Genomic DNA, 24,004 nt, shown 5'->3' with positions numbered 1-24,004 from the left:
GGCCCTTCTCGACGAATCGGTTTTCACGCTACCGTGCGCGGGCCGCGGAGGCATTCCGGCGCCGAGCGGACGGTCCGCTATCGTTTCGCTCCGTGAGTGACCGAATGCTGCTGCCGATCGGCCACTCGCTCGGCGTGGCGGTCGATCCGGCCACCGGCGAGCCGGTTCACCGGGTGCGTGTCGGCCCCGACGTCATCCGGCTCGCGGACGAGCGGTTCTTCCTCTGGGCGTTGACGCACGGGACGCCGGACCGGGTGGAGGACGAGCTCTGGGGCCCGGACGAGGTGCTCGACGCCGCGGCCGGCACAGCGGATCCGGGCGGCGCGCTGGCCGGGTTGATCGAGGACGGGTTGGTGGCCTCGATCGCGCCGGGCACGCCGGAGGCGTTCGCGTTCGCGCGCACCCATCAGCTCGAACCGCTGATGCTCGGCCTGGGCAACCTCCCCGACGAACCGGACACGTACGAGGTGGGGCTGCCGGGGCAGCCGCTCGCCCGGCTCGGCGCCGCGCTCGCGCACCTGTACCTCTGGGGCCATCTGCAGGCGAACCTCTGGATCGCCTGCGAGGCCACCGGCGACGTGGCGCGGGAGACCCCGGAGCGGGTGCTCGAGGGAACGCTGCGGTCGCTGCACGGCCTGCTCGGCCCGAACGCGGCCTACCTGGACCGCGTCGCCTAACGGGACGGTTCGGCCGCCGCCGGGCTCAACCCCAGGAAATCCAGGAACAGCAGCACCGGCAACGCGGAGCGGTGCGCCGTACCGGTGGCCGGGTCGTCGTCCTCGCGGATGCGGAAGGTCTCCAGCCGGGCGCCCCGCACCAGCTCACGCGCGTCCTCCAGGGTCAGCCGCGGGCGGCCGGCCTCGGCCCGCGCGATCTCCTCGGCGATGAGCATCTCGGAGAACACCGCGGCCTCGGCCGAGCGCTCGACGCCGCGCTCCTTGTACTCCGGCGGCATCGCGTCGAAGAACGTCGAGACGATCGGGTGCAGGATGCGATCGGTGTCCGACCGGCGGCTACGCGCGACCCAGGACCGCTCGGCGATCGTCAGCTTGCTCATCGTCGACGGGAACATCCGGGGCCCGGGCCCGTCCGGCGGCTCCGGCGGGCGGAAACCGCGCCGGTACGCCTCGGCGATGTCCTCCGGCGGGATCGTGCCACCGACGACCAGCTCGCCGGACTCGCGGTCGAGCACCATGCTCGGGAGCCCGAGGGGATACGCGACGGTCGGAGGGAACCGGGCGGAGATCACCCAGCCGAGATCGAACTCGTGGAGGACGGCCTCGGCGCCCGGCGCCACCGACTCGACCCACTGCTGGGCTCGTTCCTCGGCACCGGTGCGATCTAAAGCCGCCATGGTGCCCACTGTAGCCAGAGTGGCCACCCGCCCTACGATCGAGGCCGATGAACACAATCGTGCTTCCGGTCGGCCACTACCAGGGGGTGGTCCACCCGTCCGGCCATCACGTCGTCCGGATGGGTTGGGAGCCGATTCCGCTCGACGACGACGGCACGCTCGACGTGTGGGGATTCGCGCACGGCCTGCCGGACCACGAGGGCCGGTGGGACCGGTCCGCGGTGATCGACGCGGCCACCGGCGTCGGGGTCGAGGACGCGGAACCGATCCTCGACGGCCTGCTCGACCGGGGCCTGGTCGTGGAGGTGACGCCCGGCACCGACGAGGCCAGGGAGTTCGCCGGCTACCACCGCGTGCGGCCGCTGCTGATCGGGCTCGGCCGCGCGGACGGCGAGGAACTCGACGGCATCGGCATCCCCGGGCTCACGGTGGCGCTGCGGGCCCGGCCGCGGGTGCTCGAGGTCTGGGAGTGGGCCCACCTGTGGCCCGATCTCTGGTCGGCGTGCGAGGCGCTGGCCGAGGCGGCGCGCGACACCGGCTCCCTCGATGCGTCCGAGACCGACCCGGACCAGGTGTTGTCCTTCGTGCTCGGTGCGCTGCAGACGCTCGTCTCCCACGGCGCCGCCTACCTCGACCACCGCCCGTCGCCGGGGCCGTGGGGATGAGCGGACCGCTGCTGATCCCGGTCGGGCACTACCACGGGACGCTGCACGGCGAGCAGGCGACGCACCTCGTGCGGCTGGGGACGCGGACGGTGCCGCTCGACGACGACGAGCATGCCACCTGGCTGCTCGCCCACGACGACCAGCCGGAACCGTCCGAAGTGGTGTCGCGGCTGCACCGGCGCGGCCTGCTGGCCGAGTTGCCGGCCGGGCCGGACCAGAACGCCGGATTCGTCGCGCGGTACCGCCTCGAGCCGCTCCTCCACGGCCTCGGCAACACCCCGGGCGCCGGGGCCGGGCGTTTCCGCGTCGGGCTGCCGGACGAACGGGCCGGACGCTGGACGGGGCTGTCCGGATCGTGGGCGGAGCTCGGGCCGCTCGTCTACGGGATGTGGCGCTGGGCCGCCGCGAGCCGGTCGCTGGCCGAGCTGTGCGAGGCGACCGAGGCGACGGAGGCGTCGGCGTCGCCGGACGCGCTGGTGGAGCAGGCCGTGCGGCTGGCGGCGGTGTCCGTGGCCGGGTGGACCGCCGCTCTCCAGCCGGCGGCGTCCGCGAACCTGGTCGGCGCGTCCGCACCGCCGTTGCCCGCGGCGGAGCCGGCCGATCCGGCCGGGGCGCAGGACCCGGACGAGGTGCTCGAACTGCCCTGGTTCCCGGACCGGCCCGACTCGCCGACGGTGCCGGTGCCGCGCTGGAAGACCGATCCCGGGCATCCGGGGGCCGCGGGCTGGCTCTTCGCGGTCGGGCACGACGGCGGCCCGTTCCACCGCCCCGACGACGGTTCGTTCGTCACCCACCTCGTCCGGGTCGGGGCGACCGACCATCGGCTGGCCGCCGCCGGGGCGCGGGTGTGGGGAATCGTCCGCGGCGCGGACCCCAAGCGCCTGTGGACGCGCGACGCGGTGGCCGCGGCGGCCGCCGACGAGGGAATCGCCGACGCCGCCACCCACCTCGACGACCTGATCGGCCGCGCCGTCGTGCTCGAGGTCCGTCCGGGCACCGTGCAGGCCGCGGAGTTCGCCCGGACCTACCGGGTGTTCCCGCTGCTGCACGGCCTCGGCACGCCCGAGGACGGAGCGCGCGTCTTCACCTACGGTGTGCCCGGGCGGTGGGCGGCCCGGTCCGGCCTGGACAGCTCGGTGCTCTGGCGCACGGCCGGGCAGTGGCCGACGCTCTGGGAGACGCTGGTGGCGCAGGCCGAGCAGTACCGCGGTCTCGGCGTCACCGACCCGACGCTGACCGACCCGGCCGAGTTCCTGACCGCGCGGTGCTTCCACGCGATCCGCGACCTCCTCGAGGCCGGCGTCGCCTACCTGGACGTCGCTCCCTAGCCCAGGTCAGGGATTGGCCGTCGGGCCCGCGAGCGGGTTCGGGCCCGAACCGCCGGCCTGTCGCCGCGCCATCACCCGCTCCAGCGCCTCCTGCTCCCTGTCCAGGTCCAGGAGCGTGGCGGCGATGTTGCGCTCGGCCGCGACGATCGCCGCGTCGACCTCCGCCTCCCGCCGCTCGTACGGTTCCTTGCGTGCGGTGGCCCGGTAGTCGGCGTGGGTGTCGGCGTAGCGGTCGCTCCAGCTGCCGGTGATCGCGGTGACGGCGCCGCGGGCCGATTGGCTGGCGAAGCCCTGCTGCATCAGGGCGCCCTGGCTCGCTCCTTGAGCGCCCGGCACCGGTGCCGGTGGGACCACCGGTCCGAGCGGCGGCACCACCGGTCCCGGCTGCGGTAGCACCGGTCCTGGCTGCGGTAGCACCGGTCCTGGCTGCGGTAGTACCGGCCCGGGAGGTGGCACCGCTCCCGGGGGTACCACCGGTCCGCCATGTGCCGGCGTTCCCGGTGCCGGCGTGCCCGGCGTCGCGGCTCCGGGTGCGATGTAGAGGGACGGCAGGACGAACTTGCTCCCCACGCCGAGCACCATGCTCGCCCCCAGGTAGACGTACCCCGGCCAGCCGTAGGCCTCGAAGTACTCGCGGTTGACGAACTGCCGGAACGTCAGCTTGGGGACGGGTTTGACGGGAACCTGGTCGGGTTCGATGCGGGGCAGCATCTCCTGGTCGAACAGCGGCTCCTGCCAGCCCTCACCGATCTGCTTGCCCAGCCACTGGGCGTGCCGGAGGTCGGTGACGATCGCCTCCAGCTGTTCCAGACGCCGGACCTTGGCCCGCAGGGTGAGGTTCGCCTGGTCCCGCTCCTTGCGCGCCTTGCGCTGGTCGGCGTGGTACATCATGCGCGACTCGGACGAGCCGCCGATGACCGTGCCCGCGGCCCCGCCGTACAGGCCCACCTCGACGACGTCCCAGGAGATCGGGATGCCGAGCAGTTTGCCGGCCACCACCGTTCCGAGCGCGGCGGCTCCGGCGCCGAGTCCGACGGTGGACGCCGACTTGATCAGGTGGGGGAGGTGCCCGGGCATCTCCCGCTGCCAGGACCACCGCACCCGGCCCCCGTCCGGCGCCGGTGTCGCGCCGACCACCGGCAGCCTGCTCGGCGGCGGGTCGGAGTCGCGCACGCCGGCCTGTTGAGCGAGTTGCTCCCGCTCCTTGAGGAGGAGACCCGCCTTGAACCGCAACTCGTCGAGGATGCGCTGCTCCTCCGCCGCGACGTGGCGACTGCGCTCGTACTCCCGGTCGCGTTGCCGGTCGGAGTCGCGGTTCGCCTCCTCTTCCTCCTTGCGTCGGCGCAGCCAGTCGCCCACCGCGGTGCCGACGCCCGCGACGACGCCGGCACCGATGATCCAGGGCGAGACCGCGACACCGGCCTCCACCACCATCCAGGCGCCGATGCCCGCGGACACCAGCGGCGTGACGGCGAACTTGCGCAGCAGCAGCCGGGCCGTCAACAAAGCGCTCTGTGCCGGGCGGGGCGGAACCGGGATCGCGTTGGGGTCCAGCAGACGATCCCCGAAGACTTCGCCGGACGGGGGCGTCGCCGGTGGGCTCACCGTGCTCAGCGGCCCGAGCCGCTGGTTGATGTCGTCGAGGAGACTCCGGTAGCCGTCGAGCCGCTCGCGGTCCGCCGCGGCCGCCTTCTTCCGTGCGGCGATCGCCTTGACCTCCGCGTTGTGCTGGGTGGCGCGGATCAACCGCCATTCGCCCAGCCCACCGGCGAATGACGTCACGGCCGCGAGCGCCAGGGTCAGGCCCGCCGTCCCCGTGCGGCCGCTGAGCTGCGCCGCGAGGCTGGCTCCGGCGAACCCGATGCCCGATCCGCCGAGCGCGGCCTTGAGGACGTACCAGCCCATCGACGGAACCGCTGGCGGTGTCCCGAGCCCGTCCTGGTTGCGCAGTGAGCGTGACCACGGGTCGTCGAGCTTCGCGAGGCCTCGTCGGGACTTCTTCGTCAACGCGGCGTCGAGAGCGCGTGCGTTCTCGACCGCGTCCGGTTGCGTCGGGTGCAGGCCCAGCCGGGCCAGCGTCTCCTCGAACTCCGCGCTGCGCTTACCGGAGAGACGCGCGACCGTGTGCAGGTAGGCGATCTCGCCGTGCCCCGCCGGGGTGATGACCGGATCCCCGTCCGGGCCGGGCTCCCAGAGCGTGGAGGCCGCCGCGGTGGACGTGCTCACCGAGGCGGATTCGGCGACCCGGCGGGCGACCTCCCGAGCCAGCGCGGCCCGCAGACGATGCGGGTGGGCGGTGTCCGACAGCAGCAGGACGGTCTGGTCGTTCGGATCCGGACGGCTGCTCACACCGGGCTCCAGGGGCGCAGCGGCGACCTCGAAGGTGAGGTGGTCGTCCACCCCGTCGTCGGCCTTGACCACCACGGTGACCCGCTGCCGCCCGGTGGGGGCGTCGTCGACGGTGACCCGGTGTGCCCCGGCGGCCGCGGCGAGGCGGCCCGGTCCGGCCGTCACGGCCCGGCGGACCCGCCGGTCGCTCGCCGTCTTCGCCGTCCGGTCGCGGGCCTCCAGCTCCGCGCGCAGCGTCGGAGGTAGCCCGGCCCGGTTGGCGGTCACCGCGGGATGGTCGGCGACGTATCCGTCCCGGGCCAGCAGCAGGCGCAGCCGGGACTCGTCCCGACGCCCGCTCTGCGGACGCAGCACCGGCCGCCTCGGCGCGCCCGGCGCCACCGGTACCCCGGCTCGGTGCCGGGCCCGGGCACGCAGATGACTCCGCCGTTCGAGCAGGACGCGCAGCCGCGCGACCGTCGACGGGTCGGCGTGCGGTGGATCGACGGGTGGATCGATCGCGTGCAGGAGGTCCGCGGCCTGCGCCGCCGCCTCCACCGCGATGGCGTCGGCCGTCGCGGTCGGCGACACGAGCAGACCCCGGAGGGCGGGCAGCCCGGAGCCGGTCGGGCGATCGAAGGCGACGGCCGCCTCTCCGGGCCGGAGCGCGTCCACGCCCGGCGGCGGAACGGTGACGACCTGCAGTTCGATCTCCTGGCCCGTCTCGAAGCGGACGGTCAGCACGTCGTCGCTCGCACCCGGCACCACCTCGGTGCCGGCGCGGTAGTCGTGCGTCCGGAAGCGCGCGGCGTCCTCGACCGCGCGCCGCACGGCGGCCAGCGCCTCGGCCTGGTCGGGCGCCCGGCTGCCGTCGTGGCGTGCGACGAGGTCGTGGTAGCCGGCCGGAATCCGGCTGCGCAGCCCGTGCGGGTCGTCGGCCCCGACGGCGATGCCGATCCGGACGAGCAGATCGTGGGCGGCCCGGCGGGCGCGTCGCTGCGCACGAGCGGACGGGCGGTCGTCGCCGTCGGACGGGTTCGCGATCCGGTCGAGGACCCGGAGTTCCTCGAGCGCGGCGAGCAGCTCCGCCCGCGGTCGTCCACCGCTCTGCACACCGGCCAGCTGCTGCGCGTCGGCCTCCGGGGTTCCCAGGTGGAAGCCGGGCGCCGCGGGCCCGGCCGCGGCGATCTGGGTGCGGAGGACGTCGGCGAGCACCCGGGTGGCCGCCGCGTCGATCTCGGCCGCCGAGTGTTTCTCGGAGACGTCCACCGTCCACACCGTCTCCGTCCCGGTGTCATCCTCGCGGGCCGACTTGGCCACCACACCCTTGCCGAGCGAGTCGACGAACACGCGCAGCCGGATCGTCGAACCGTCGGGCAGCGTGACGAGGTAGCGCGGGGCCGGCTTCTCGGTGACCCGGCCCACGTCCGCCGGTCCGCGGCTGACGCGGCTGACCGTGACCCCCAGCCGCTCGGCCAGCCGGGTGAGCGCGCTCTCGGCGACCAGCGCCCGTTCGTCGGTGCTCTCCCCGTACTGCAGGTTCGCCAGCAGTGTTCCGAACTCGGCCGGAATCGCGGCGATGCGGTGCCGGCCGCCCGGCTCGTCCGGCAGCGCGCCGATGGCCTGGGCCAGCGCGTCGATGCGACGCCGGATGAACGTCCGGGTGGCCTGGTCGGTGCGCTCCGAGGTCGCCCGGTACGCGCGGGCGAGGAACCGCCCCTCGGCCGCGATGGCCCAGTCGTCCGGGGTCAGGTCCGCCGGACGGACGTCGGCGTCGAGCGGTCCCGGCACGAGGCGCGGTGGAGCGCCCACCGGGGAGTTGCCCTCCAGCTCGGCGGCGACGCGGGCGAGTTCACGCACCATGGCGGCCTGCCTGGCCACGCCCTTGCTCCGGGTGTCGACGTGGAACTCCCCGGCCGCGAGATCGCCGCGGGCCACCCGGCCGGGCCCGGCCTGGTCGACCACCAGGAGCAGGTTCGCCGTTCCGCCGGCCCGTCCGGGCAGCCGGACCTCGATCCGCCGGGGATCACTGCCGTCGCGGGCGACGACGAGCCCGGCGGCGGGGGCCAGCGCCGCCAGCTCCGACGCGAGGGCCGGGAAGTCCGTGGCCGGGTACGCGCCCAGGCCGTCGGCGTTCGCCAACTGGGTGAGCACGTCCGGATGTCCGCGGAACATCGCCTCCCGGCGGGCGTCGACGCCGGGCACGTCGCGATCCAGCCCGAGCCAGCCGACCACCCGGTCCAGGCGGTCCCGGACGGTCTCCGGGTCGGCCGGTGGGTCCGTGCGCCGGAGCTGGTCGACCAGAACGGCGACCTCGAGCGTCCGGCCGGCGTTCGTCGCCTCGTCCGGGTCGTCGGCCATCAGTTCGCCGAGCCGCCGAGCGAGCGCCTGCTCGACCTGGGCGTCGTCGAGCCACGGCGAGAAGACCAGCATGAGGGACTGGTCGCCCGCCATCTCCACGTCGACGACTCCGGTGCCGAGCCCACCGTGGTCGGCGGAACCGAGCCGGAAGTCCTTCGAGCTACCGGTGCGCGGGTCGGTGAAGCGGAACAGGTCGGGCCCCGGTTTCTCCACCCGGAACCCGCCCAGGCGGGCCACCGTGTCCAGCGTCCGCACGGCGTGCTCCTTGACCGCTTCCGGGGCTCGGGTCCCGCGGCCGCCGTCGAGTCGGTCGAGTTCCCGCCGGACCGCCTCGGTGAGGTGCGCGCGCAGGCCGGTGACGCCGGGTGCCCCCGCCTCGAGACCCAGTCGGCGGGCCTCGGCCCGGACCACGGCGCTCAGTTTGGCGACCCGCCGGCCGGCGACGAACGGGGTGACACCGGCTCGCCAGGTCGCGTACCTGGCGTCGTCCCAGGCGTCACTGAGCATCCGGACCCTGGTGCTGAACACCCCGAGCTCGATCTCGTCCTCCGGCGTCACCGCGTCGGTGTCGGCGTTCGGCGTACCCCGGTGCAGGACGCGGTCGGTGGGGCGGTTCGCCGCGACCTCGGCCGCGGACTTGCCCGCGGGGGGTTGCCGGACGGCCAGCGCCACCAGCTGGCGGATCGCGCTGATCTCGGTTTCGCGTTCCCATTCCTTCTTGGTGTGCCGCGGTGGGGCTCCGCGCTCGGCCGACGGCGTCAGCAGCCAGCGCATCCACTCGCCCGGGCGGATGTTCGACGGGCGGCGCTGGTTGACGACGATCGTGGCCAGGCGGCCGGTCGGCTCGGCGGGCTGGTCGGTCGATTCGGTCTCGACCAGCGCACCGCCGATCAGCTCGAGCTCGATGGTGCGGCCGTTCGCGAGCGCGACCAGGTAGGTCCCGGTGAGGTCCTCCTTGGCGGCCCACGGGGCCGGCTTCCAGGCCACCTCGTCGACGCTGGGCAGGTCGCCCGCCTTGACCAGGGCGTTGCCGATGCGTTCGAGCATCTTCTGGGTACCGCGGTCGTCCCGGCGCAGGACCCACCGACGCTTGCTCGGCCGGTCGACCTTGCGCATGAGCCGGGCGTGCTCGGCGGTGAGCTGCCCCTCCTCGACCAGGGTGGTCAACCGGGAGGTCGATCGCGCGACACCGCGGTCGAGCTCGAGGGCCCGCGACACCTCCCGGATCTGGGAGCGGATGACGGACTCGTAGGGCACTGCCCGGACCCGCCACCGCTGGGCGGCCGCGAGCTTGTCCAGCAGTACCCGGAGCGTCGCGATCTGGGCGTAGTGGCGGGGGCGCCAGGCGCGGGGATCGAGGGGCAGGGTCAGCCGGTCGTAGTTCTTGCTGCGGGGACGCGGAGGCGTGACCTGGCCCCGCACCCAGCGGGTCACCTCGGTAGCCACCGCCAGGTTGATGGCGGTGGTGGACGCGCCCGGCGCGAGGACGACGGCGAAGTTCTGCGGCTCGCCCACGGGGCGCGGCCGCGCGTCGGGCGGGAAGACGGCCAGGTCCGCGGCGTCGCTCGGGTCGCGGTAGATGGCGACCTCGGCCACCACGGACTCCGTCCGGCCGCCGGGGCGGGGAACGTCGGGAATGGTTACCCGGAGCACGTTGGGCCGGTCGGCGAGCCGCTCGACCTGAATGGTGGCCGCCCGGAACTTCGCCGCCTCCTCGGGCGTGCGCGGCATCGTGATGGAGGGGTTCGCCCGCTTCAGGGCGTCCTCGGCGGCCTGCAGCCCGGTCGTCACCGCGCGATGGGTGCCGAAAGCGCCGTCGTGGGTCTCGAGGAGCGCCCGCAGATCGGCGGGGAGCGACGCCCGGCGCTCGTACGCCCCGATCGTGTCGTGCCCGAGGCCGAGTTCCTCGATGAGCGGTCGCGCGATCTGCGGGGTGTCGGTGAGCAGCCGTCGCAGACGGGCGATCCCGATCGCGTCGCGCACGCCGTGGTCCTCCGGACGCACCGGCCCGGACGGCGCGCCGGGACGCAGCGCCACGGTGTCCTCGGACAGGCCACGGCGCTGGGCGACGTGCCGGGCGACCTCGGTCGCGAGCGACAGCGTGTGCGCCTCCGTCTCGTCGACGTAGGTCGGTGGGCGACTGCGCGTGACGGTCAGCACGTCGTGCTCGGGCACCCGGACCTCGGGCGCGTTCCGGTCGATCGCCACTTCGATCGTGACCTGGTCGCCGCCGGGAAGCGTGACGCGGGCGGCGCCGTGCCCGATGGGCTCCACCGCTGTCGCACCCGCGTCGGTGGCCGCCCGCACCATCCGCTCCATGGTCTCCCGGCGCAGGCGGACGACCTCCTGGTCGAGCAGCGTAACGAGGCGCCGGTGGTCGTCGTCGCTGATCAGACCCGCATCACGGAGCCGCGCGTAGTGGCGCTCGCCGCCGGGGGCGGCCGGGTCGAGACGCGACTCGGCGCGCAGCCGGGCCGCCGCCCGCGCGGCCCCTCGCCGCCGGTGGCCTCCGAGGTCCGGATCGGACGCCTGCCGGCCGAGCTCGACCAGCTCGGCCGCGGCCGCGACGTCGTCGACGGTGATGCCCGGGGGCAGTCCCGCCAGCCGGGCCATCTCGACGGCGGTGGCCCGCGCGACCGCCCGGCCGAGCGCGAGGGGGTCGGCGTTCGGGAAGACGGTCACCAGCGGGCCCGACGTCGCGGTGGCGGGCCGGATCCGCGCGGGTGACCCCGGGTCGTCGCCGGGCACCCGGTCACCGGTCCGGACGGTGATCGTGCTCACCTGGCCGCCGACCCGCAACGACAGCTCGTCGACGCCGTGCCGGACCGTCCGCGCCACGGCACCGTCGATGGCGTGTCGGCGGGCGACGTCCTCGATCTGACGGCGGGCCCTGGTCAGGCCGGCCGGCTCCGCGTCGCCGACGGCGGCCAGCGCGCGTTCGGTCGCCGCGTCCAGCGCGGACCGGCGACGCACGAGCTGGTCACGCTCACCGCGCCGGGCGGCGATCTCCGCCGCCGACCGGGCCGGTGGGCGACCGCCCTCGGCCAGCACACCCGCGACGCGGGCGTACGCGTGCAGCGCCTCGGTAGCCGGAACCGACCGGCCGCGGACCGTCTGCTGCGCCCGGGCCATGCTGAGCTCGGCCCGGCTCCGGTGGTCGGCGACGACGAGGTCGTCCTCGGTGATCCGCGCCGCGTCCACGCCGGTGCGGAGAACGGGTGAACCGACCGGCACTCCGGCCCGGGTCGCGCGCAGCTCGGCGACGGCTCCGGCGAGCCCGATCGCCGCGTCGGTCGGTGCGGCCCGGTGGTCGATCACCACGGCCCCGGTCGCGGCGTCCGCCACCGCCACCGCGCCGCTCGGCACCGCGTCGAAACGAAGGCGGATCCGCTGGGGCGCGTCACCCTCCTCCGGCGTGAGCACGAGGATCTCCGGTTCGGACCGGTCGATCCGTGCGCTGTGCACGCCGAGCGCGGCGGCGAGACCACGCACCTCCCCGGTCGTGCGGTCCCCGCCGACCAACAGCGAGCGCACGACCGCGTCCGGGTCGGCAGCGGGCCGGCGGCCGTCGATCAGCTCGGCCAACGCCGCGGCGACGTCGGTTCCGCCGGTGGTCGGCGCGGTCACCGGCGAGAGCGAGCCGGGCGCCGCGGCCGGGCCGGCCCCCGGTGAGAGCAGCGCGCGGCGGCGGACCGCGTCGGGGGCGCCCGAACGCAGACCGAGACGCTCGGCGGTACGGGTGAGCTCGGCCAGCGCCTCCCGGCGTTCCGCGCGGGCACCGGTCCGGGCCGTCTCGATCAGCTCGGTCAGCCGGGCGCGGGTCACGTAGTCGCCGACCCCGAAGTCCGACCGGTCGGTGCCCGGCGGCAACGGGTGGTTGCCGAAGACCGGCGTCGCCGTGGTGGGCCGGCTGCCGAGTGACGTGGACGTCGCGACCAGGGTCGACCCGATCGTTTCGGCGATCTGCGTCGCGGCGTCGACGGCCGCCGCGGTCGGGTCGGCGTCGGCGGCGACGGTCACCCGCAGCACACCCGCGGCGAACGTGACGGTGGTCGGCGGACCCCCGGGCGGACCGACCACGACCTGCGCGGTGAGTCCGGCGAAGCCCGGGGGGACGAGGTCGACGAGTGCGCCGCCGCGGGGGTGTGCGGTGCCGCCGAACGACGTCACCGCGCGGGCCACGGCCTCCTCGACCCGGCGGGTGACCGGCGTGCGCGGTGTCCCGGCCTCGGCGGCGATCGCGTCGAGGTGCGGCGGGTCCAGCAGGCCGGCGCGCACCGCGGCGGCCAGGCGGGGCGGGGTGTGGTCGTGCGCGCCGGTGGCCGGGTCGGGCGGCAGCAGCGCCGCGTCCAGCAGGGACCGGTGGAAACGCGCCCTGGCCGCGCCCCGCCGCACCGGATGCGCCTCGTCGGCGGCGCGGGCGGCACCGCGGACCCGGGCCAGCGCCTGGTGGTCGGCCGCCGAGAACGCGGGGGCCGGGTTGTCGGCACGCAGCTCCGGGCCGGCCGGGCCGGCGCCGAGGAGGTTCGTCGGGCCCGCGGTTCCGGAGCTGACCGCGACGTACGCGGCGATCTGGGCGGCCAGTTCGATCTGGACGTCGACGCGCCGTCCGCGTGGTGGGCGCGCGAGGCCGAGGACGGGCGGCCGGCTCGGATCGGGGCGGACCCAGGCCCCGCGAACCGTGCCCGGGTCGACGTCGGTGGACTCGGAGAGTACGAGCGGCAGTCGCCTGCCGTCGGGTGTGGTGACCACGAACAGGCCGCGTTGGCCGGCGGAGGTGACGCTCGCTACCCCGGCGATCTCGGCGATCCAGGCCGCGTTGCGGAGGTTCTCCGAGGGGTCGGTGCCGAAGAGGGGGCCGTCCGGGTGGGAGGCACTGTTCGGGTCACCTCCACCGGGCGGCGGCGGCCCGCCCGGTCCACCGGGCCCGGCCAACCCACCGGGCACGGCAGGACCCCCGGGCCCGGAAGGCCCACCGGGACCCGCCGCTCCACCGGGACCCGCCGCTCCACCGGGACCCGCCAACCCGCCGGTGCCCGCGGGCCCGCCCGGGACGGTGGGTCCGCCGGGTACGGCGGTTCCCCCGGATGCGGCGGGGCTGCCGGGCATTGCGGGGCTGCCCGCTGGGGCGGGGCCGGTCGGTGGTGGGGTGGTCGCGTTCGGGGTGGTCGCGTTCGGGGTAGCGGGGCGTAGGCGCGGGGCAGTGGTGCTCGTCGCCGCGGCCGGGCCGGCGGTGGGCGCGGTCGCGCCGGGTGCGGCGGGGCGCAGCGTCGGCGGAGCGATCGTCGGCCCGGTCCCCAGTGCCACCGCCAGCGCCTGTTCGCGCCGCCGTACCGCGTCCCGCTCCTGCGCGACGTCGTTCCGTAGCTCGCGCAGGTACTGCTCGGCCCGCGCGGCGGCCCCTTCCTGCTGGCGACGCCCGAGCTCACCCAGCACCGCGAGTCGCTGCGTCCGCGCCGCGAGCCCGACGTCCGGCTGCGGGTCGAGCGCGGCGATCCGCGTGGCCAGGCCGCTGTCGATCGCCGCCCGCCGACGCGGCCACCCGGCGACGTCCGGGTCCAGATCCGCGCCCGGCCGCGGTTCGTCCGACGCCGGAGCCAGCCCGGCCTCGGCGATCTGGGCCCGTGCCCTGGCTCGCAGGCGACCCGCCTCGGCGGGCCGGTTGGCGGCCCGGTCGAGGAGGTCGAGCGTCTGCTCGATCGCGGCCAGGCGCCGGCGGTCCCGGTTCGTGAACGCGTCCGGGTCGATCGGCCCGGCGGCGGCACCCCGGGCGAGCACGTTCCCGGACGCGCGCCAGGCGACCGCGTCGCGCAGCGCCCGCTGGACGTCGTCGGCGACCGTGGCCCCGTCGACGGTCCGGGTCGGACCGTCGGGCAGCACGGTGAGCCGCACCGGCCCGGTCGCGGTTCCGGTCTCGATCCGCACCCGGAACTCGCCCTCGTCGCCGGTCAACCGCACGGTCCCGGCCGGGTCGACGAGGACGTCGGTGAACGGCGTGCCCGGTCCGGTGAACGCCGCGGCCACCGACCGGGCCTGCTGCGCCAGCGCGAGCGGCGACGTCGACGTGCCCGGTCCGGGGTCCGGTTGCCCGGCGGCGAGGGCCGCCAGCCGCGCGTCGAGCAGGTGTCGCGCGGCGGTCAGCCGGGCGCGTTCGTGGTCGAGCGTCGCCGCGTCCCGGCCGGTGCGCGCCTGGTCCAGCGCCGCCTGCCGGACCGCCCTGGCCCGCGCGCCCAGTGCGGCGTCGCGCTGCGCCGGACGGTCGTGCGTCCGGTCCTCGACGATCGCCCGGACGTCCGGCGGGAGCTGCGTCACCCGGGCGGCGAAGTCGGGCGAGCCGCCGGCCGGGTCGCCGGTGACCGGGTCGATGCGTGGTGCGACGAGGTCCTCGGCACGCAGCAACTCGTCTAGCTGCTGCACGGCCCGCTCCCGGGTGCGCGGGTTGCGCGAGATGGTTCCCCGGTGCAGCGCCCGGATCCGGTCGACCGGGACGGCGGCGGCGCTCGGGCCACCGCGTGCGGCGCCGCGGGACGCGGGGGCCCCGTCGGTGTGCGGGTCGGGCAACCCCGGTGCGGGCTTCGCGACCCCGTTCGCGTCGCGCAGGATCATCTGGAGCCCGTTGATGCTCGACAGGCGGTTGAACGGCGCGCCGCCGACCCGGCCGATCTGGGGATCGACCCACTTGATGGTTCCGCCCTGGTTGACGACGGCCCACACGTGCCCGGCGCCACCCTGGGTCCAGGAGAGCGCGACGTACGCGCTCGCGCCGGGCCCCTCCGCTTGCACCGCGTCGGTGATCGTGCGCACGCCCGCCTTGATCGCCGCCTCGTGCGCGGCCTTGTCCGTCCCGTCGGCAACCGTGGTGACGGGCTGGAGCTTCCGTCCGTACCACGCCTCGTCGACGTTCTGCCAGGTGCGGTCGTACGACGCCGTCGACTCCGCGCCGGACCGGGTGACGATCGTGTTGCGTGAGCTGGGCGCGGCGACCGAGGGCTCCCGGCCGTCCCAGATGTCGAGGAACTTGCGTACCGCGTCGGCGCAGTTCAGCCGGGAGTACGCGTCGTGCCGCCAGGCTGGGTTGATGAGGGGCACCCAGTCGACGAAGTCGGGGGACCCGTCGTCGGCGACCGGGCGGTGTTTGCGGTACCCGCCGTCCGGGGTGCGCAGCGCCTCCTTGATCGCCCGATCCTGCTGACGCAGCGGCGGACGGTAGCCGTGCGGACCGAACAGGGACAGCAGCGCGGCGGGGATGCGGCCGTCGGTGCGTGGCGTCCGCAGGTACTGGGCGAACCGGTCCTCGGGCCGCACCAGCTCGCCGAAGTCGGCGTCGACGTCGATCCGGTCGATGAGGTCGGCGGCCCGCAGATCGGTCGGCGGCGCGGCGTCCGGGAACAGCGCCGTGTAGGCCTCGCGCAGCGCGTCGACGTGGGGTTCGGTCGCGTCCTCGTAGGCGCGCCGGGCCGCGTCGACCGCGGCTCGGGCCGCGTCGGCGTCGTGCGCGTGGTTCAGTCGACGTTCGGCGTTCGTCAACCGTCGCTTGAGGTCACGGGCTTCCCGGAAGACGTCGTGCAACCGCTCGATCCGGCCGGCGGCGTCGTAGTACGCGGACGCTTCGGCCTCGCGCTGCCGTACGGCTTCCGGATCGGTGCGCCAGGCCGGTTCGGCGTCGGGCCGCACCGGTAGCCGCACGGCCTCCGCCGACGGGAAGAGCGACTTGCGGACGAACTCCAGCGCCTCGACGAGCTGGTCGATTCGCGCGCGGAGGGCGGTGGGCGTCGTCGTCGGCTGATCGGACGCGCCGTCCGCGGCCCGCTCCGCGGCGTCGGCGGCGCTCCGGATCGCCGGCTCCACCTCGGTCAGCGCGCGCTCGGCGATGCCCTCGGTGAGCCGCGCGAGGTCGTCGGCCCGCCGCGCCCGGCCGCCGAGGCGGTAGGCCGCAGCCTGGTCGCCGGCGGTCGCGCCGTCGGACGCTTCGGCCCGCTGTCCTCCGGCGCGGGCGTCGGCCACGGCCGCGTCGTGTGCGGCCACCGCGGCGTCCCGCGCGGCGCCGGTCGCCCGTTCGACCGCGTCACGGGCCTCGGAGTCCCCGGCGGTCGCCGCGTCGAGGGCAGCGGACAGCCGTTCGATCTCCGGCTGGACGCGTGCCGCGAAGGTGTAGTAGTCCCAGTCGCTCAGCCGCAGTGCCGCGCGCTCCGCGTAGTACTGCCGGTTCGCGACGACGAAGTTCCGCCGGGCGGCCGGATCGGTCAGCGTGTCGAGGAGATCCGCGGCGTCGACCGGCGCGGGAACGTCGGCCGGCGCGGGAACGCCGGCCGGTTCGGGCAGGGCCTCGGCGAACGGCAGGTCGGGCACCTCGACGGTCGCCCCGTCCGGCGCGAGCAGGATCATGCTCAACCCGGCCACCTGATCCGCCCGGTACAGCGGTTCGGTGTCCACCTGGCCGGTCTGCGGGTCGACCCAGCGGACCGTGCCGTGGTCGTTCACCACCGAGATCAGGTGGGCACCGACGTTCCACTCCAGCGCGACGACCGCGGTCGTTCCGTGGCCGCCGCGGAGCACGGTGTCGGCGACGTATCGGAGGCTGCTCGTCGAGTCGGCGGTGTCGATCGGTCCGTGGGCCAGAACGGTCCGGAGCCGGGTCCCCAGCCAGTCCTGGATCCGCTGGATCCCGTGAACTCTGATCTCGTCGAGGTCGTAGTGGCCGAAGTCGTCGGAGAAGACGTCCCGGGCCAGTGGCGCCGCGACCCGGGGCCGGCCGTGCACCCAGGTGTCGACGAACGACATGACCGCGTCGACGCAGTTCGCGCGGAACGTCGCGTCGACCCAGTGCCCCGGGTTGATCCGCGGAACCACGTCCGGGTGGTCGACGAGCGAGAAGTGCCGCTCGAACTCGCCGTCCTTCATCGGCACGGCGGCCTCGACCGCCCGCAGGTGCGCCCGGAGCGGTGGACGGTGGTACGTCCCGCGCGTCGCCTCCACCGGCGCCCGGTCGGGTGCGCCCGGTGCTCGGCTGACGTGCGCGACCGGGTCCTGCGGGCGCATCAGGCGGCCGGTGTCGGAGTTCCCGTCGATCGGAGCGTCCGGGTCGAACCCGTGCGACGCGGCGATGTCCCGGTAAGCGCGGCGCGCATCCGCCAGGGCGTCGGCCCCCGGTTTCGTCTCCAGGTAGGTGATGCGGTCGCCGATCGCCCGGAGCCCGGCGACGACGTCACGAAGGTGCGTGAGGCGCTCGCTGTTCGCGAAGTACCCCCGCACTTCGTCCGACGTTTCGGTCCGCGTGCCCGCCGACCCTCGGGCGGGGAGCGGGAAGCCGGCCCGGAACCGATCCGGCTTCTCCGACGGTGGGCCCGCGGTGGCGGCGGCGAGCGCGTAGCCGGGGGGAGGGTCACCGATGCTGAACGGGGAGAAGGGCAGCCCGTCCACCGGATACGGGCGGTCGTCGGCGTCGAGGACCATCATGTCCAGGAACCCGATGGCCGCCCGGAAGTGCAGGTTCTCGCTGACCGCTCCGGTCTGGGGGTCGACGAAGAGGATGCGGCCGTTCTGGTGCACGGCCGCCCAGGAGTGCCCGACGCTGCTGTCCCGGTAGGCGTGGTTGAGGAAAGCGATCGAGTTCTCGCCGGCGGCCCGGAGCGCTGAGCTGATCCGCTCCACCGCGGTGTCCAGCGCCGCTTCGGCCTGCGCGGTGCCGGGCAGCACACCGTCCAGGAACGGCACCACTTCCTGCAGCCGGCCGCCGAACCGGCTTTCGAGGTCCTGGATGACGGGGTCGGCGAACGGCTGGATCGGCGCGTTGACGTCGTACCTGGTGAAACCCTCGCGGGTCAGCCTCGGCGCGACCTCCGGCCGTCCCCGCAGCGTGTTCCAGAACGAGAGAACCGTGTAGACGCAGTTCTCCCGCCGTCCGCTGTCGGCGTACCCGTGCCCGTTCCCCCGGAACACCCAGTTGCCGTCGAGCACCGACGGGTTCACGGGTGCCTGCTCGCCGGTCGCCTCGAACAGTTCGATCCGGAGCGCGATCTCCTCGACGAGCGTCGCGGGAATGGCTTCGGTGCGCTCGTTCGGGTGACGGACGACCGGGTGCCAGAGCGGCTCGTCGAGACCGGGGAGGTTCATCCGTCCCCAGTCGGTCCGGTTCGGATCCGCCCGGATGTCCGCGAGGTCGTCGTCCTGGAACCGGTCGGGGAGCAGCGCGCGTTCGAGGCGGTCGAGTTCCACCCGGAGCTCGTCCGCCCGGATCGGGGCCTCGGCGGCTCGCGCGTAGTCGTCGAGCCGGTCCGCGCGGACGCCGTCGATCGCGGCGTCGATCGCGGCGGCCCGCTCCCGCTGCACCAGCGCGAGGTGGTCCGAGCGTAGTGCGGAGAAGCGCAGCTCAGTGGCGCGACTCCGGTAGACGGCGGCCTCGTCGGCGAGGCGGCGGCTCCGGGCTTCCAGCCGATGGGCCGTGCCGGGCAGCCAGGCGTCCGCGGCCTGTGCGGCGAGCTCGTCCGCGGCGGTCCGGCGGCTTCGGCTGGTGGCCATCAGCGTGCGGGCCTGCTCGCGTCGGGCCCGGGCGGCCTCCTCGGAAGCCGCCGCCCGGTCCAGGGCCTCCTGGTGCGCGGTGCCGAGGCCGACGAGACGGCGGTCCTTGTACGAGATCGCCGCCAGCGCGTCCTCGGCGCTGACGTCGAGGCGGTCGATCTCGTCGGAGAGCGAACTCATCGCCTTCACGTGGTCGTGGACCGGCGCCGTGGTCGCGACCAGCCGCGCGTAGTAGCCGTCCAGCGATCGCCGGATCTCGGCCTGGAAGCCGAGATCGGCGAGCAGGGCGTCGGTGACCTGCGCCAACCGGGCGGTGGCCGGGACACGCGGGTCGCGCAGAGCAGGTCGGCGGCTCGCGTCGGCCGACTCGCCGCGCACCAACGTCGGCACGTCCTGACCCGGCGGAGGGGTGGACGACTCCAGCGTGGCCACGTCGGCGTACGCCTCGGGGACCGGCAGGGACGTCGTCGTCCGGTAGGAGAGCGGCTGCCCGTCGACCGCCGCGGGCCGGCTCTGCGGATCGAGCAGCATCACGTCCAGGTAGCGGACCTGCTCGGCGGGGTACGGGAAGTCCGTGCTGAAGGTGCCGGTCTGCAGGTCGACCCAGTAGACGCGGCCGTTCTGGTTCACCGCGTCGAACGCGTGGGTGCCACCGTCCGGCCAGAGCACGATGAGTTTGGCGTTGGCGCGGTCACCGGACTGCCGGAGCGCGTCGGCGATCCGCTCGATCCCGTCCCGGACGTCGGCCTCGGTGGCCCCGAAGGGCACGAACTCCTGGTACCGACCGCCGTAGTACTGCTCGTTGACCGAGCGGTCCTCGCCCGGGTAGGCGACGTCGAGGCCGTTCTCGTCGAGCGTGGCGGAGACGTGGGTGGCCGGTGCGACCTCGTACACCCCGGACCAGATGGAGGTGAACGCCCGGGACGCGGCCATGCAGTTGTCCCGCCGACCCGGGTCCACCGCGCCGGAGCCGTTCCCCAGTGACACCCAGCGGCCCAGGTCCGGTGGGTGCTTGCCGGCCGCGACGAGAGCGACGAGCAGCCGCAGCTGTTCGCCGATCGTCGGCACCCGATGGTTCGTCGCCAGCGTGCTCGGGCGTGGACGCTCGGCGGCCCCGGCTACCGGTGCGTCGGCGAAGTCGGTGGGGAACTCGGTCATCGGCCGGGTGAGCGGGTCGTCCGCGTCGGCCGCGGTGTTGATCCGCCCCCAGTTCGTCGGTGCGTCGCCGAGGCCGGGGTCGCCGTAGGTCTCCGGGGAGAGCGCACGTACCAGCAGGTCGACGCCGGCCCGCAACCGCGTGATCTCCGCTTGCAGCTCCAGCGCACCGTGCCGGAGGCCCTGTGCCCGCTCCTCCTCGGCCGGTTGCCGCGCGAGTTCCTGGTCCAGCTGTGCCGCCGCCGCCTCGAGGTCACGGGCCGCCGCAGCCGAGTCCCGGCGCTTGTGGCCCACGAGCCGTCGCCAGCCCCGGCGCGCGAGGTCGATCTCGGCCTGCTTGCGGACGGCGTCGTTCCGCTGCTGCGTGGCCGAGTCGAGCTGCGCTCCGGCGTCGCGCGTAACCGTGGCGGCCTGGGCCGCCGCCTCGGCGGCCGATCGTTCGAGACGGGTGATCTGTTCGAGGTCGGTTCGCGCGCGGCCGAGCCATTGCGTCAGCGCCACGCGTTCGTCGTACCGTCCGGTGAGGAAACGTTCGGCGTGGTCGAACAGGTGGGTGACGAACGCCTGGTCGTTCAGCGCGGCCCAGGGGTCCGTGCGCAGCAGCTCCGGATCCACCGGCGCGGACGGCGCGGTTCCGTCCGCGGTGGCCCCGTCCGTGGTGCCGGCGCCGACGGCTCGGGTGGCCTCGACCGTGTCGGTGAGGCGGGTGAGCTCGTGCCGCAGCGCTTCGAGCCGCGCGGTCGCGACGTTCCGGGCGAGGCCCCGGACCGTGTCGAGCGCGGAGCGGGCGTCGGCCAGCTGCTCGGCGAGCAGATCGCGGGCCGAGGTGCGCTGAGTCGCCGCCGCGCGGGCCGCGGCCAGCTGGGACTCGTTGCGCCCGGCCCGCTGCCGCGCCAGCTCCAGCCGGTCGGCGGCCTCCTTGTACCGCGATCGGACCGCGTGGTGACCGCGGATGTCCCGGCGCTCCACGGCGGTGGCCGCCGTGGCCGCCGCGCGGAGTTCCTGTTCGGCCTCCGCGACGGCCGCGCGGGTGTCCCGAGCCTCCTGTTCCCACCGGGTGGCGACCTCGTCCGCGGCGGTCGCCCTGGTCGCGGCCTCGGCATGCTGTGCGGTCAAGCCGGTGACCAGGCGCTCGGCGTCGGTGATGACGCCGGTACTCGTGCTCGTGGACGACGCCTCGGCCCGGATCGCGCCCGCCTCGTCGAGCAGGGCACGCAGGGCCTGATCCGCGTCGCGCCGATCGGGGTAGACCTGGCCGAGCGCTTCGGACAGCACGGTGACCACGGCCTGGTCGGAGAGGGCGCCGACCGGGTCGGCGAGCAGCCGGCCCGGATCCAGGGGCACCAGCGAGTCGGGTGGGTGGGAAGCCGGCGGCGCGGCGGCGGTGGCGGCGACGTAGCCGGCGGGCAGCGGGCGGGTCCGGTCGCTGAACGCGGAGAGCGGCGCCCCGTCGACGGGCACCGGCTCCCCGTCCGGGCCGACGACGAGCAGGTCGAGGAAGAGGGTCCGGTCGGCGTCGAACGGGAAGTCGTCGGTCAGCCACGGGTTTCCGGAGCCGACCTCCTGCGCGTTCAGGTAGCGGATCCGGCCGCCCTCGTTGATCGCCGCCCAGGCCGCCGTGCCGGTGCGGTCCCGCCGGGCCGCGTCGATCAGCGCGACCGCGCCGTCGCCGGCCGCGCGGAGTGCCCCGACGACCCGCTGTTCGGCGTTCCGCAGCGCCTGCTCGGCCTCCGGCGAGCCCGCGGTGCGGGTGTGTTGGAAGGGCAGGAGTTCCTGGAAGCGACCGCCGGTCCGGGTCTCGTCGTCGGCGCGCGAGTCGCCGAGCGCACGGAACCGCAGCGTCGTCGGGTCGAGGAGCACGGCCGTGCCCGCCGCCACCTGCGGCTGTCCGGACAGCGTCCGCAGCGCCGCCCATCGGGCCCTGGCCCCGTCGTCGAGCCGGCGCGTGAGGTCGAACGGCCGGGCGACGGCATCGACCCACCGCAGCCAGCGTTCGTCGATCGCCGGCCGGGTGGGGATCGCGCCGTCCGCGTCGGCCAGCGCCAGCTCCAGGCCGAGGTGCATCCACGCCGGCGCGGCCGCGCCCCCGTGCAGCTCGCCCCAGTTGACGGGCACGGCCATCAGATCCGGGTCGGTGTGCGCGGTCGGCGACAACGCACCGCGGAACCAGTTCAGCTCGTCCTCGGCCAGCTCCCGGTCCTCGAGGATGCGATCGCGAGCGGCCTCGGCACGCTCGATGGTCCCGATCAGCGCATCCCCGACCGGGGGCGAGGTGTCCTGGTGGTCTCGCCGGTACTCGGCGACGAGCTCCTCGGCGCGCACGACGTCGTCGGTGGCCCGGGCGGCGGCCTCGTCGATCCGGCGGAGTTCGTCGACGAGCGCGACGATGTGGACACGCATGTACTCGGCGGTCCGCGAGACGACGAGCCGCTGATTCAGGTACCGGGTCCGTGTGCTCTCCAGGGCCGTCGCGGTGGCCGGGTCGTCCGCGAGCGCCCGGCGTTCGGCCGGCGTGCGGTCCGTCGCGGCCCGACCGAGCAGGTGACCGTCCCGAGCGGCCGGGGGCGGCGTGTCCTCGACGGTCGTGTCGGCGAGCGGCGAGCGGCCGAGGAACCGGTCGACGCGGTTGAGCGCCGCCTCGATCGCGATGATCTTGTCCGCGGTGGCCCGGGCGCGGTCGGACAGTGCGTCGCGGGTGGCCTGCGCGGTCAGCAGGCTGTGAACCGCCGCGCTGCCTGCGGTCGCCGAGGCGAGCGAGCGAGCGAAGAGCGCACGGAGCGCGTCGCTGTGGTCGTCGGCGTCCGTCCGCCCACGCAGGTGGACGTCGAGCGCGGTCATGCTCAGCGCGTACGCCGCGGCCAGAAGCGACGGATCGTAGTTCGCGCGGGCGGCTGACTCGTACGCTTCCTCGGCCCGCACGCGGAGCGCACGCATGCGCTCGCCGGCCGCGTTACGCTGCGCCACCGCGTCACCCAACCGGTCCGCGGTCTCCCACGCCGTCTGCAGCGCGCTCTCGGTCTCGGTGACCGCGGCGCTCACCGCCGACCGCTGCGCGCCCAGCGCCACGTCCGCGCTGCGCAGGGACGCCTGCAGCGGACGCAGCTCGTCGCGCAGCGCCGCGAGCGACTGCCGCAGGAGCTCCACCACGTCCACGACGGCGGACAGCCCCTCGTGTCCGGTGCGGAGCTCGTCGAAGTGCCGCTCGACCGACGTGACCAGCGCCGCGACGACGTCGGGGCCACGGAGCCAGGCCAGGTCGGGTCCCGCCGTCGGGGCGCCGCCGAGCGGGGCGGCGGCGGCCGAGCCGGGGAACAGCAGGCGGCGGAGCCGATCGAGCCGGGGCTGCAGCTCCTCGATCTCCGCCCGGGCGGCCCGTTCGCTCCGGAGGAGCTCCGCCACCCGGTTCGTCGCGCTGCTCAGCGCGCGGATGGCGCCGTCGTTCTCCTCGTTGCGGGACTCCGCCTCGTCGATCGTGGCCTGGAGCTCGGCCGCCGTGGCCGCGGTGTCCGCCGCCTGCCGTGCGGACTCGCGGGCGAGCGCGTCGAGCCGGCTGATCCGGGTGGCGACCTCCGTCGCGTCGCGACGCAGGTCCTCGTCGGTTCGTGGAGCCTGCTCGTGCGGCGCGGCGGCCCCGGCGGTGGCCTCCGGTGACGGGGTGAAGCCGGCGTACTCCGGGAAGAGCTCGGACAGCAGCTGGTCGAGCCGCTGGCGCGCCTGGTCCACCGCGGCGGCGGCGCTCTCCTGCGCGGTACGCAGCAGCCGGTCGCGGTACTCGCGCGCCTCGCGCAGCTGCTGGGCGGCTCGCTCGTGGACCTCGGCCGCCTCGGTGGCGGCCGTCCGCGCCGTCAGCTGTTCCCCGCGCAGCGTCACGATCCGCTCCCGCGGCGGCGCCTGGTCCGAGCCGGCGGCCGAGCGCAGTGCCGCGATCAGGCCGTCGAGCCGATCCACCTCCGCGGCGGTCTCGCTCGCGGCGAGCGCGGCGCGGGCCAGTTCCCCGGCCGCGTCCTCGAGGACGACCTCCTGTTCGCGGACCGCCGGCATCTCGGACATCGGCCGCTGTGCCGCGTCGAGCTGCCGGCCGAGCGTTTCGGCGAGGTCGAAGAGCTGACGCAGCCGGGTTTCGCGGCTGGCCGCGTCCGGCACCGGGCGCCGGGCGGCGTCGTGCACCGCGGCGAGGTACGTCGCGTCGCCCAGCGCGGCGGTGGGCTCGCGCTGGAGCCGGTCGAGCGCCGGAAGCGGCCCGGCGGGGTCGTCGGCCGGCTGTTCGGGGGGCTGGAGGTGCTGGTCGAGCCGGG

General features: G+C 75.3%; 5 protein-coding genes (1 of these 5 cut by a window edge). 3 read left to right on the top strand and 2 right to left on the bottom strand.

From position 1 onward, the window contains the following. Window positions 1-92 precede the first annotated feature (92 nt). Complete coding sequence (locus tag ABD437_RS40795) at window positions 93-677, top strand: hypothetical protein (protein WP_344654357.1); 585 nt, start codon at window positions 93-95, stop codon at window positions 675-677. On the opposite strand, the gene ABD437_RS40790 is transcribed toward ABD437_RS40795, so the two are convergent. Next, window positions 674-1,354, bottom strand: a complete 681-nt coding sequence (locus ABD437_RS40790; RefSeq protein WP_344654356.1) for a YwqJ-related putative deaminase — start codon at window positions 1,352-1,354, stop codon at window positions 674-676. The genes ABD437_RS40795 and ABD437_RS40790 overlap by 4 nt on opposite strands. Before the next feature lie 47 nt (window positions 1,355-1,401). On the opposite strand from ABD437_RS40790, the gene ABD437_RS40785 reads away from it, so the two are divergent. Then, entirely contained in the window at window positions 1,402-2,019 is a 618-nt protein-coding gene (locus ABD437_RS40785; RefSeq protein WP_344654355.1) for a hypothetical protein, read from the top strand. Beyond that, complete coding sequence (locus tag ABD437_RS40780) at window positions 2,016-3,347, top strand: hypothetical protein (RefSeq protein ID WP_344654354.1); 1,332 nt, start codon at window positions 2,016-2,018, stop codon at window positions 3,345-3,347. The genes ABD437_RS40785 and ABD437_RS40780 overlap by 4 nt, the downstream gene beginning before the upstream one ends. Window positions 3,348-3,353: 6 nt before the next feature. Here the strand turns inward: ABD437_RS40780 and ABD437_RS40775 are convergent, their stop codons facing one another. Next, on the bottom strand, window positions 3,354-24,004 hold the 3' portion of the coding sequence (locus tag ABD437_RS40775) for a toxin glutamine deamidase domain-containing protein (protein ID WP_344654353.1). Its footprint extends 13,810 nt past the window's final position; only the last 20,651 of its 34,461 coding nucleotides appear in the window; its start codon lies beyond the right edge, outside the window — the gene reads right to left on this strand; it ends in the stop codon at window positions 3,354-3,356.

Origin of the sequence: Cryptosporangium japonicum (genome assembly GCF_039524755.1) — a bacterium.
In the GTDB taxonomy this organism is placed as follows: domain Bacteria; phylum Actinomycetota; class Actinomycetes; order Mycobacteriales; family Cryptosporangiaceae; genus Cryptosporangium; species Cryptosporangium japonicum.
Note: the sequence above shows the minus strand (reverse complement) of the source record. Positions and strands in the feature narration are given on the sequence as shown.

What these genes read in the sequence shown, in the direction of transcription:
- ABD437_RS40780 (WP_344654354.1), top strand. Translation starts at nt 2,016, where the DNA reads ATGAGCGGACCGCTGCTGATCCCGGTCGGGCACTACCACGGGACGCTG.
- ABD437_RS40785 (WP_344654355.1), top strand. Translation starts at nt 1,402, where the DNA reads ATGAACACAATCGTGCTTCCGGTCGGCCACTACCAGGGGGTGGTCCAC.
- ABD437_RS40790 (WP_344654356.1), bottom strand. Translation starts at nt 1,354, where the DNA reads ATGGCGGCTTTAGATCGCACCGGTGCCGAGGAACGAGCCCAGCAGTGG.